General features: G+C 43.0%; 8 protein-coding genes. 4 read left to right on the forward strand and 4 right to left on the reverse strand.

From position 1 onward, the window contains the following. Window positions 1-48: 48 nt before the first annotated feature. Both ACLOAU_RS04940 and ACLOAU_RS04945 read right to left on the reverse strand, forming a co-directional pair. Window positions 49-996, reverse strand: a complete 948-nt coding sequence (locus ACLOAU_RS04940; protein ID WP_427860739.1) for a rhomboid family intramembrane serine protease — start codon at window positions 994-996, stop codon at window positions 49-51. 48 nt (window positions 997-1,044) lie between these two features. After that, complete coding sequence (locus ACLOAU_RS04945; protein ID WP_427860740.1) at window positions 1,045-1,695, reverse strand: rhomboid family intramembrane serine protease; 651 nt, start codon at window positions 1,693-1,695, stop codon at window positions 1,045-1,047. A 683-nt stretch (window positions 1,696-2,378) separates the two neighbouring features. Between ACLOAU_RS04945 and ACLOAU_RS04950 the strand changes: the two genes are divergently transcribed. The 4 genes from ACLOAU_RS04950 to ACLOAU_RS04965 all read left to right on the forward strand — a co-directional run bounded on the left by ACLOAU_RS04950 (window position 2,379) and on the right by ACLOAU_RS04965 (window position 9,924). After that, window positions 2,379-3,440, forward strand: coding sequence for a hypothetical protein (locus ACLOAU_RS04950; protein ID WP_427860741.1), 1,062 nt, complete (start codon window positions 2,379-2,381; stop codon window positions 3,438-3,440). Between the two features lie 142 nt (window positions 3,441-3,582). Beyond that, window positions 3,583-6,723: a SusC/RagA family TonB-linked outer membrane protein gene (locus ACLOAU_RS04955; protein WP_427860742.1), complete on the forward strand. Its 3,141-nt coding sequence runs from the start codon at window positions 3,583-3,585 to the stop codon at window positions 6,721-6,723. Between the two features lie 10 nt (window positions 6,724-6,733). Then, window positions 6,734-8,491, forward strand: a complete 1,758-nt coding sequence (locus tag ACLOAU_RS04960) for a RagB/SusD family nutrient uptake outer membrane protein (protein WP_427860743.1) — start codon at window positions 6,734-6,736, stop codon at window positions 8,489-8,491. Continuing rightward, complete coding sequence (locus tag ACLOAU_RS04965; RefSeq protein ID WP_427860744.1) at window positions 8,491-9,924, forward strand: glycoside hydrolase family 183 protein; 1,434 nt, start codon at window positions 8,491-8,493, stop codon at window positions 9,922-9,924. Before ACLOAU_RS04960 ends, ACLOAU_RS04965 begins: the two co-directional genes overlap by 1 nt. Window positions 9,925-10,024: 100 nt before the next feature. Here ACLOAU_RS04965 and rlmD read toward each other — a convergent pair whose 3' ends face one another. Continuing rightward, window positions 10,025-11,464, reverse strand: coding sequence for a 23S rRNA (uracil(1939)-C(5))-methyltransferase RlmD (gene rlmD, locus ACLOAU_RS04970; protein WP_427860745.1), 1,440 nt, complete (start codon window positions 11,462-11,464; stop codon window positions 10,025-10,027). 86 nt (window positions 11,465-11,550) lie between these two features. Then, window positions 11,551-12,510 carry a methylenetetrahydrofolate reductase [NAD(P)H] gene (metF, locus tag ACLOAU_RS04975; protein WP_427860746.1) on the reverse strand — a complete coding sequence of 320 codons (960 nt, stop codon included), beginning with the start codon at window positions 12,508-12,510 and terminating at the stop codon, window positions 11,551-11,553. Window positions 12,511-12,651 lie beyond the last annotated feature (141 nt).

Genomic DNA, 12,651 nt, shown 5'->3' on the forward strand with positions numbered 1-12,651 from the left:
GTTTGCAACCGGAAGATAGACAAGTAAAAGTAGAATTTACCGGGGAATCTATAAATTTTGCTTTCCTTTTAAATCTTCATTACTGGCTCTTTTTAAAAACTCCTTTTCATCTTCAGATAATTTATCATATCCTTTTTGATTGATTTTATCTAAAATTTCATCCAGTTTTTGTTGGGTGAGCTTGGGCGTTTTTGAAAACGGAGCTTTAGTTGCATTGTAAAAAAGTGTCGATTTAACCTGATTTCTGCGCTGTTGAGGCTTCTCCGGGTTGAACAGATTAAAAGCCCAGTCATATAAGTTATTCATCCATTCGCTGCCGTCGAAACCCTTTCTTAGTAAAAGAATAAATAAAAACCCCATTAATGCTCCAGCCAAATGAGCTATATAAACCTCCGGGCTATTAACGGGAAGTGTTCCCATGTCAATAGCTAAATAGATAACAGACAGTATCCAAAGCGAAATGCCTCCGCCCAACATGGGGAATATCTTGTAATTAGGACTAATAGTAGTAGCTGCTGCACATATAGCTAATACCGCCGGACCTCCACCCATAAAGTAATCTGTACCTATAACAGAAACAGGGAGAAAGCTTTTGGCTACCAGGAAAGCTACAGCTCCGGCTATTGTTCCGTATAAAAACACAGGAACAATCTTTTTAAAACCGGTTAGATCTACCAAAATATATCCAAAACTCCACAGCCATATCATACTGGCAAACAACTGCCAGATATTGGTATGAACGAAAGAGTAGGTTAAAATCGTCCAGGGTTTTACCAATGCCTTTGAAATATCGCCAGAGAGCGCGAACCAGCATAATACCTTTTCATTGAATACCCCGGTTACATCCCCCCCTTCAGGAAGTCTTAAATAAGTCAGTCCCCTGAAAAAAGTGAGTACCACAAAAATGATCATGGCAATACCTATCAGAACCACTAAAGGATTAATTTTGGTTCCGAAAGACAGTCGTGAATCATAATCTCTATCTGAAATCGCCATAGATAATCTTCTTTTTTACAATTTGCAGCTGGTATCTGCACGTATTTGCTAATATAACGTTCTCCGGTTCTTTTTGTTCCATATTTTTAGCAAAATAAAGCCGGTAGCTGCGCCGCCCAGGTGGGCGAAATGCGCAATATTATCGCCTGGCACCTGGTATATCCCCCCAAAAAGATCGATGGCTATTAATCCAATAATAGCCCATTTAGCCTTTACCGGTATGGGGATAAACATAATATAAAGCTCGGTATTAGGAAAGGTCATTCCAAATGCTACCAAAATACCAAATACGGCTCCTGAAGCGCCCACAGCCATGCTCGAATCTGTCAGCAAATGCGCCAGGCCCGCTCCCAGGCCACATATCATATAAAAAATCAGGAACCTTTTGGATCCCCACACGTTTTCCAAAATACGCCCAAACATCCACAAGGCAAACATATTAAAAAGAATATGATAGAAAATAATGCCGCCTACAGGATTGCCGAAAAGATCGGTATTATAGGAAGCATGGGCAAACATGTGTGTAACCAGTTGCCAGGGGCGGAAATGCTCGTCACTAACCGGCCATAACCCAATTTTAGCGGTGAGATTATATTTAGGATCGTATAGTAATTGGGCCACCCAAACCAGCACATTAATCAGGATCAGGTTTTTGACCGCCGGGGGAAACTTTTCTGCAGGCCTGTAATTAAAACTCATCGGACAAAGATAATTATGGAATTCTTTTTAAGGCTATTTTTAAATGTTTAATACAAGCGTTAATAACGAAATGTTTTTAAGTATGTTTAATTGGGCCAATCGCGTCATTATTTTTCTTATTTCGGCAAACCTGTGTACCCTGGGCCAACTTTTAGCGGCACTCACCGGGGACTATAGCCTTCGTGTATCCTTTTTCAGTTCCATTCCACTTTAACGGGTTTTAACCAAAATGAGATTTTATCTTTTTCCTGACAACTGTGGGATCCTTATTCTGTCACATTAACCTGCTTTCACTACTTACCCTCCCACAAATTTTTTATTTTTTAAGCTTAAAAATTTGTCTATTTAAACGATTAAGCAGTATTTTTGTGAGACGTTTGCTTGAAAACATATTTTTTTAACTAAATGCTTAAACGATTAAGCCAATTTATAATGATGCAGTTTAGAACAATTTGTGTGGAGAACGCTTACTTAATCGCATACTAAGAAGCTGGAAGAGGGCGGCCGTTCCTTCTTAAACACGAATTGGGGTGAGGTTGTGTTAATTGTTCAAAAGCATATGATGTGGTTTTAAAAATAAAGGTTCGTTGCCGATCTGCATTTTACCTCTTGTTAAAGCCCGAATAAGGTTACCGGCAATGTAGATGGATCAACGACATGAAATAAAAAACTTAATAGCCCATATGAAGAGATTGTATACTGTATTTATATCCTGCATATGCTTTTTATTTATTTGTGCAGCAGCCAGTGCACAGAACTGGAAAGATCTGGCAGCCCCCAAAAAGGGAACCAAGTGGATACAACCTTCACAGGGTTCACCCGCACAGCCGGTTTGGGGCCATGCGAACGGATTACAGGTGGGGTTGTCCCCTCTTCCTGGTCCGAGAGGTTTACTGCGCATATACACCCCTTACCTGGGTCACCAAGAAGCTGAAGTAATGAATTTTATTGCTTTTGAACCCATCGTAAAAAGGGGTGACCATCGCGGGCTCTCTGAACTTGAAATGAGTACTCTTGACAACAAAAGGGGCAAAAGGTTTTGGAGTGCTAACGACTCAACAAGTACCATACCTGCCCGGGAAGATATACCCGCCACAGGCATTATAGAAAAAACAGCAGGAGCAGAAACATTGACGGTATACGTATTCTCCGAAGCCTTTGATAATGGAGCCATAGTTTACACAAGACTTAGATTTTACGAAGACCAACCCTACGAAGTAGAAATCACAACTTACACAGCACCGGGTTCTAAAGCTCTCGATCACTTTATTGTTACGGCAACTATGGGAAATTATGCCCGGTTACGAGATCTATACCTGCAGACAGGAACGGTTTCTTCGGGGACGCTGTGGCCCGGCTATAAAGAGGATGGGTTTACAGCCCACGCTCATTTTCCTGTAAGCAGTTTTATAAAGAACAGGAATGGAGTGGCCTATTTTATTGCTGCGCCAAATGAGAAGAATCCTTCAGTAGCCGCTTATGCAAGCGGAACCAATGATCATTGGAAATACTACGGGAAAAAAGCAACACAGTACTGGTATAGCAAAAACAACAACGAAAAAATGAAAGGCCTGGTAAATGGCCGCTATGCCTACTGGGCCAGCCAGTCTCCTATCCCGGGAGGTATTGCCTATGAGAACTTTGAACTGAAAGCGCCATTCGTGCAGGGATGCAGCTATGTTTTTGGCGTCAGCCCATTAACTGCAAACGATTTTGTAAAAAAAATAAAAAATAAGAGAAAATGAAAAGCAGGAAAACAATCAATTGGCTAGCTAGTGTTTACATTGAAAAAGCCGTATACCTAACAGGATAATTACTGCTAACTAAAGTAATTGCAGGAAAACAGAACCCTTAATTAAAAGAACTGGAAACCAATTCTTAAATATTATGAAGAAGAACAAAATGAATAGTAAATGCAAAATAATCGTGGCTTGCTTCCTTTTGTGCCAGGTTATTTGTTTACAGGTAGCCGCAAATGCGGTAAAGCTGTATCAGGACAGAGTAGTTAAAGGCACTGTTACTGAAAAAGAAACAGGAACGCCTCTGAGCGGCGTAAGCGTGAGTGTAAAGGGCGCAGCCGGCGGCACGGTCACCAATAGCGCGGGACAATATGAAATTGCCGTCGCTTCAAACGATGCGATATTGATATTCACCTATGCGGGTAAAAAGCCGGAAGAAAAGGTGACAGCAGGCTCCCCGGTAATTGATGTAGCCATGGAAAATGAAGTGGCCCTGATGGAGGAAGTATATGTGGGTTATATGGTGCAAAAGAAAAAAGATCTTACAGGCGCCATATCAATGGCTACCAACAACGATATCGCAAAAAATCCTTCTGCCAATGCCATGAAATCTTTACAGGGGAAACTGGCGGGTGTACTCATTACTACCAATGGCGGCAATCCCGCTGAAAATGTAACCGTACAAATCAGGGGACTTTCTTCCCTCTCGGGAAGTGTGCGGCCCCTGATTGTACTAGATGGTATGCCTACAGAGAACTTAAATCTCCGTGACATTAACGCAGCCGATATTGAGTCTATGCAGGTATTAAAAGATGCCGCGTCGGCCAGTATTTATGGAGCCAGGGCATCGGGTGGCGTTATATTAGTTCAAACCAAAAAGGCAAAGAGCGGCCAGACAAGAGTTGAGTATTCAGGTAGTCTGGCACAAAGCAAAGTCATCCGAAAGCCCAAATTAATGAACGCAGAGGAATATGGTACTGCAATGTTCAGGGCTTATGCCTATGATGAGGAAGTATATGGTACTCCGCTCAATTTACCGGCGACATACGATTTCACCTGGCACCGGGATGCTGATGGCAGGGCGGTACTGGATGCCGTAAAACCTGCTGAATGGCTCAATGCAGACAAAACCGTAAGAGGGTCCAATACTAACTGGCTTGATGAAATTCTTCAGCCGGCTACTATGATGGAACACCAGGTAACGGTGTCGAAAGGTACCGATAGGTCAAAAAGCCTTTTCTCGCTGGGATATTTTAACAACGAAGGAACACAGATACATACTTTCTTCAGGAAATATTCCATCAGATCCAATACAGAATACAGCCTTATTAATGACCGTTTGAAAATAGGCGAAAACCTGGCCATCTCCTATTTGCAGTACAGGGATGCCAATGAACTGCGTTGGGCATTAATCAACCCTCCGGCAGTTCCGGTGCGTGACATCAACGGAGGCTGGGCCGGAGCCGCTGGTTTTGATGATTTTACCAATCCTGTAAGGGTACTTACCGATAACAAAGACAACATCAACCATTTTGTTAAAATCATCGGAAATGTTTTTGCCGACCTGAATATATGGAAAGGCATATCTGCCCGCTCTCAATTCGGAATTGACTATGGCAACGCTTATAACCGAGCACTGGATAAAGAGTGGTCGGAAACCGGTGGCCGCAGCAGTAATGGCGAAAACTACGTAGGCAACACGCAATCGCATGCTCTAAGCTATGTATGGACGAATACCTTAGGATATAATCTTAATAAGGGCAAACACAGTTTTAACGCAGTGGGAGGCATTGAGTACACGCGCTTTGTGCAGGAAGGATTTAGCGCCCGCAGAGAAGGCGTTTACCTGGAAGACCGCGACTTTGCGCATTTGGGAATTACTACAGGCGACAAGTACTCATTGGGCAGTTCGGCAGACGAATACGTATATTATTCACTATTTGGTAAAGCCAATTATACTTACGATCAAAAGTATCTCCTCTCGGCCACACTCCGCAGAGATGGTTCTTCGCTTTTTGGTGTGAACCACCGGTATGCTGTTTTCCCCGCATTTTCTGCAGGGTGGAGATTGAGCCAGGAAAAATTCATGGAAGATGTTAGTTTTATTTCAGATCTGAAGATAAGGGCCAGCTGGGGCGCCAATGGTAGTGTTCAGGGCCTGCCGCGGGGCTACACCTCAACACCGTTCACTACAGACTATTTTGGCACATCGTATCCAATCAAGGGTAATGAAACAGGCCCGTTACTTTCTGGTTACAGAAGAACCTGGTTGGGAAATCCTGATCTGAGATGGGAGACCACCAAACAAACAGACCTGGGTATCGACTTTAGTCTTTTCAATTATCGCTTAAATGGTTCGTTTGATTATTACTTTAAAAAGACTACAGATATCCTGGTGCAAACCCCCTACATTGCTGCTATGGGAGAAGGTGGCGAACCGTGGATCAATGGTGCTGCTATGAACAACAGGGGTATTGAGTTTGAATTGGGATATAAAGACAATACGAAGTACGGACTGCAATATGGGGTGTCAGCTAATATAGGCACTTACAAAACAAAGATCATCAGCATACCTGAGAACGTAATCAACAAATATCCCGGGAATGGAAAGGAAGATAATGTAGTAGGCAAAAGCCCGAACATCCTATATGGCCTGGTAGCGGATGGTATCTTTAAAACCCAGGAGGAAGTAGATGCCCATGCAGAACAAACCGGTAAAGCCATCGGGCGTATTCGCTATAAAGATGTAGATGGAAACGGTAAAATTGAAGAAATAAATGACAGGGCTTATATTGGCGTACTGGATCCTAAATTTTTTGGAGGGGTTACCTTTGATCTAGGTTATCGCAATTTTGATTTGAATGTTTTCTTCCAGGGGGTTTTTGGTAATAAAGTGCTTAATTCGTGGAAATATGAATCTGATTTATGGAACATAAGTGTTCCTGCCCATAAGAACCACCCTACCCGTATTTTAGGGGCCTGGTATTTCGATAACCAGAATTCCGATATTCCAGCCATCTCCAATTCCAATCAGAATGCAGAGGTACGCATGTCCAGCTACTTTGTAGAAGACGGCTCTTATTTAAAGTTGAGAAATATAGAATTAGGTTATACACTGCCTAAAAAAATATCAGCACGGGCCCGGATGCAACACCTGAGAGTGTATGCCTCAGCAAGAAATATTCTTACACTCAAAAACAGCCAGTTCACCAGTTTTGATCCGGAAATGCCAGGTTATGGCTACCTGACACCTGCTTTTTATACCCTGGGACTTAACGTTACATTCTAAATTATTTACAATGAATAAGTATAAATATTTTCTACTATCCGCTTTATTGACACTGTTTTTTACAGGATGTGATAAATACCTTGATGTTCCACCTAAGCAGGTTTTGGATGAAGGGCTCCTGACCAAACCCGAAGATATGGAGGGCTTTGTTACTGCGGCCTACGCAAGAATGACGGACATACCATCCTTTGATTCGCCCTTCTCTCCGTGGTGGTCTGGCTCTATGCGCGCTGATGATTCTTATAAAGGTGGAGGAGGCACCTGGGACGGTGACGGATGGCATAATATGGAAACATTTGTGGGCCTTAATCCTAACGGCTGGCCACTGGACTATCCCTGGTATGTGTCCTACCAGATCATTCAACGCTGTAATACTGCGATACAAAAGCTACAATTGATCAGCAAAGAAGCCTTCCCTTCAAAAGATATCCGAATCGGAGAAGTAAAGTTTATTCGTGCATTTGTACATTTCAGGCTTAAAGAGTTCTTTAAGTACATTCCGTATATCGACGAAAATGTTGTGGGCGCCAGCGCCGCATTTGAAGCAGTTCCGAACAGGGATAAAAACTTTCCGAACGACCAGTATTTATGGGAAAAAATTCTGAACGATTTTAAGGATGCAGAAAGCCGCTTACCCGATAACCAGGAGGACAAAGGAAGAGTAGATAAGAATGCGGCTACAGCAATGGTTGCAAGAGTATTGATGTTTATGGCCTATGAGCAGGATGACATGCACAAAGTAGTGAACATTAATAAAGACAAGCTATCTGAGGCATTGACCTATTTGAACAAGATAACCAGCCAGGAGGGCGCTAAAGTGGGACTGCAAGCCGATTTTTCTGACAACTTCGAGGTGGCTTTTGACAATAAAACCAAAGAGTCCATCTGGGAGATTCAATACTCTATTAACGACGGCAGCTCTACAGGTGGAAAAATAAATCGTGGAGAAGGATTGAATCATCCCTTTAACTGGGGAGGTTTTACCTGCTGTGGTTTTCACCAGATAAGCTATACTATGGGTAACGCGTTTAAAACCGGCGCTGACGGGCTGCCTTTATTCGATACCTATAATATTGGTAGTTATGCGGATAATTCCGTTACCTATTTTACCAACAACAGCTTTGATCCCAGGTTCAGCCACACTATAGCAGCGCCTGGTTTGCCATGGAAATATGACCCCAACCTGATATTTGAAAGTAAAGGCATTCGCAACCCGGCAGAATATGGCTATTTTAAATCGATCAAAGAACTGCCCCGCCCCAATTGCGGATGCCTATTGTACGATGGCTGGCAATTTAATTCGATGAACAAAAGAATGATCCGCTATGATGAGATTTTATTATGGAAGGCGGAAATTTTGATACAGCTGGACAGACACCAGGAAGCGCTGGAGCCAATTAACAAAATTCGCCAACGAGCTGCAAACAGTACTGCGCGACTTGTAAAAAGCAACGGACAACCGGTATTGAATTACCGTATCGAAACCTACAAACCCGGTGTTAACTGCACCTGGACCAAGGACTTTGCTTTAAAAGCCATGCAATGGGAAAACCGCCTGGAAATGGCTGGTGAAGGACGCCGTTTCTTTGACTTACAACGTTGGGGCATTTTGGAGAAAATAATGAATGATTATTTTGCTATTGAAAAAACCCGGTTCCCCTGGTTCAACGTTGCGAAATTCACATCGGGCCGCGATGAATTTTTCCCGATACCACAGCCACAGATCAATTGGGCTAAAGGCAACTACACACAAAATCCTGGCTACTAATGCTACAACAATACACCATGTCGGTTAAAGAAAGCACGCTGCATGCAGTAATAGCGTGCTTTCTTTGCCTGCTTATTGCCTGTAAAAAAGACGGGGAAAAAGATGTTTTCGTTCCTGCAGACGAGCTCATAGCGGCTCAAACGGTTCTTATTCCCGATAAGCAAACGAAAAAAGTTTCTACGGCCTTAAGCTTTAAAAACCTTGATGCTATAGATTATATATCCGTTGCCAAAAGCGGAGGTAATAGTTACAGCGCCAAAATAAGCCGTGGCGAGCTGGCATCGTCTTATACCTTTGATTATACAATCCAGGCAACAGACCCGCAGTCTTTTAAATTGTTGTTGAAAGCCCATTATAAAGATGGAAATATATCGAACACGCTTGCCTTAGATGTGGACAACCGATGGGGCTTTTTTGTACGAAGCATGCAGCGCGTTTCCCGGGTAACGGGTAAGCCCATTGGCAGCGAGTCATTCCCTAATCCGAATAACACAGCCGGCAAGTGGAATGTAGGCGGCACCGACCTTGGAATTGTATGGGAAATGGAATCCAACAAGTACGGTATATTCTTCGGCGACACTTTTGGACAGGACTTTGCTCCTAACGCAGCCAATCCTGGTCCTAACGGAGGCAGCTGGCGTTCCAATGTGCTGGCATTCTCTAATGATAGCCAGTTAGATGATGGCCTTACATTTAGTAGCATGGCCACTGATAATGCAGGCAATGCCCGCGAAATTGTTCCGGGTGGAAAAGATCAATCAGGTAATGGCAACCTGACCTCTATACCTTCTGCAGCTATACGGGCTAACGGAGCGGACTATGTACATTATTTCAATATCAGGAACTGGACCGGCTGGATCACCAATCATTCGGGTTTGTATAAGTCAGTTGATAACGGAGAGACCTGGAAAAAATGTGAAACCGTGCTGTTTTCTGCCAACAGCAATTTCGGCATGGCAGGTTATTTTAAAAAAGATGGGTATGTGTACATGATGGGCACTCATGCAGGAAGAAATAACCCGGCCTATTTAGCCCGGTTTAAAGAAGCTGATATTGAAAACCCAACTCTGTATGAATATTGGAACAGTGCGGGCAATCAATGGATAACCGGTAATGAGTCGGCGGCCAGTATTCTCATCAACGAAAAAGTAGGTGAGCTTTCTTTTGTTTATAATACCAAACACAAAAAATGGATCCTTACTTATTTTAGTGAAGACCGCTATAATATTACGATGCGAACAGCAGAAAATATTACCGGTCCCTGGAGTCGTCCTTACGAGTTGGCTGCAGGTACAGCGTATCCCCAACTGTATGGCTCTTACCTGCACCCTATGTCTGCAACAGGCGATAACCTATATTTCCTGATGTCGATGTGGATGCCTTATAATGTTTTTTTGATGAAAGCAGAGTTGGCTGATATGGGCGATTTTTAGCAATGGCTTAATTACAAACAAAGCCCGGAGCGGATGTTAGATATCAAACATCTGTTCCGGGCTATTTTATTAATCGCATGCACAAGGGAGTGATGCCCCGTTATCTCAATTTTAACTGTACAACATTTTCAATATGCAACGTATGCGGGAACATATCTACCGGTTGAATTCTGGTTACCGTGTATTTCTCGTCCAGCAATGCCAGGTCGCGGGCCTGGGTAGCCGGGTTACAGCTTACATACACCACCGTAGGCGCTGCCATTTCATTTATCTTCTGCACCAGTTTTTCATGCATGCCCGCCCTGGGCGGGTCAGTAATAATTACATCTGCCCGGCCGTGCCTGGAGAAGAAATCATCATCGCAAACCTTAATCACATCACCGGCATAGAAATGGGTCTTATCTAACTTGTTAAGCGCTGCATTTTCTTTGGCATCTTCAATAGCAGCATCGATCATTTCTACTCCTATGATTTTACCGGTATTCCGGCTACAAAATATACCGATGCTTCCGGTGCCGCAATACAGGTCGTATAAAGTTTCTTTACCGGTCAATTCAGCAAAATCGCGCGTGATCCGGTATAATTCTTCGCCCTGGCGGGTATTGGTCTGAAAAAAAGATTTAGGTCCTATTTTAAACTGAAAGTCTTCCAGTTGCTCAATTACATAGCCCCTGCCATGATATACCACAGGCTCCAGATCGTGCAGGCTATCATTTCTTTTGGTGTTAACAGTGTACAGCAATGAAGTAATACCAGGGAATTGCTGCAATACAAATTGCATGAGTTGTTCAATCTTCTCAGGATCGTCCTCCCCTACCATAATATTGGCCATCCACTCGCCTGTTTCGCAAAGGCGTACCTGCATGGTACGTAAAAAGCCATGCTGCTCCCGCAGGTTGTAAAAACTAAGGCCGTTTTCAAAAGCGTATTTCTTGATCGCTAACCTGAGATCATTGGTAGGCTCTGCCTGTAAATGACAGGTTTGTATATCCACCACTTTGCTCCAGGATCCTTTGGCGTGAAAGCCTGCAGCACCGGGACCGTTCAAATATCCGGCTTCTGAAGAGGCGCTCAGCGCGGCTTCTTTACGCCTGTTGAATTCTTCCTTGGTCAGGAACTCATCAGTACCGAATGTGTATTCGATTTTGTTGCGATAGCGCGTGATATTTTTTGCACCTACAATCGGCCATATCTCCGGCAATTGAACCTTTCCAATTCTCTTCAAATTATCGTGCACCTGTTTTTGCTTGTACTGCAGTTGCAGATCATAAGGCAGCATCTGCCATTGGCAACCACCACAGGTTCCGAAATGGGTACAAAACGGGGCAACTCTTTTGTCGGAGTAAGAATGGAAGCGTAAAGGCCAACCTTCTCCCCAGTCTTTTTTGTTTTTGGTAAGACATACATCTACCACATCTCCAGGTACTACCTGCTCTACAAAAATCACCTTTCCATCCAGGCGAGCCAGGGATTTTCCCTCAGCCGCATAATCCTCTATTAATACGTTTTCGAGCGTTATATTTTTCTTTCTACGAGCCAATATCTGTACGATTTATTTTATTTATATACGATGTACGGTGTAAGATGTACGTACATCGTACCTCCAACATCGTACATAATTGCTTATTAAAGTCTCCGGATCACATTTGCTACAATGCCCGGCTTTCCCAAGGTATAATAGTGTAATCCCGGGGCACCGTTTTTCTTTAGGTCCTGGCTCTGCGCCAGCAACCAGTCTTCTCCTACTTTCTCTACTTCTGCATTGTTTTTACAGGCTTCAATTTCCTTAGAAAGTTCCTGCGGCAAATCGATCGAAAATATTTTCGGCAACATAGTTAGTTGCTTCTTATTGTAGATAGGCTTTAGTCCGGGTACAATGGGAACGTTGATGCCATTTGCCCTGCAGGCTTCCACAAATGCGTAGTACTTAGCATTGTCGAAGAACATTTGGGTTACAATATAGTCTGCACCCGCATCTACTTTTGCTTTCAGGTGTACCAGGTCAGTTTGCATATTCGGTGCTTCAAAATGCTTTTCGGGGTAACCAGCTACACCAATACAAAATGAGGTTTTGCGACTGTTCAGCAGTTCTTCTTCCAAATAAACACCATTATTCAGGTTTACTACCTGCTTCAACAGGTCAACTGCATAAAAATGCCCGTCAGGCTGCGGAATGAAAGCTGTTTCATTTTTAGCCGCATCGCCCCGTAATACCAGCACATTATCAATACCCAGGTAATTTAAATTAATCAGGGCATCTTCCGTTTCTGTCACACTAAATCCGCCACAAATCAAGTGAGGCACCGTATCCACATTATATTTATTCATGATGGCAGCACAAATACTTTCCGTACCCGGGCGCTTGCGAATCGTTACTTTCTTAAAGCTACCGTCAGGATTTTTTTTAAACTCGTGCTCGCTTCTATGATAGGTAACATTAATATAGGCAGGTTTAAACTCCATCAACGGGTCTAAATGCTCATACAACCCTTCAATTCCTTTTCCCTTTAGCGGCGGAAGTATTTCGAAAGAGATCAGTATTTCGTTTTTATCCTTTGCCCTGTTAATATGATCAATTACCTTCATTCCAGATTTTTCTAGGGTGCAAAATTACGGTTAGCTTCATAAACCGCCGATAAATTAAATATTCTTAACTTTATAGAACAGCATTGTTTCTTTTAAAAGACTGATACACGAACAGTCTTTTTTCGTTTACATTCAATATTT

This window comes from Paraniabella aurantiaca (assembly GCF_050309965.1).
Lineage (GTDB): Bacteria > Bacteroidota > Bacteroidia > Chitinophagales > Chitinophagaceae > Niabella.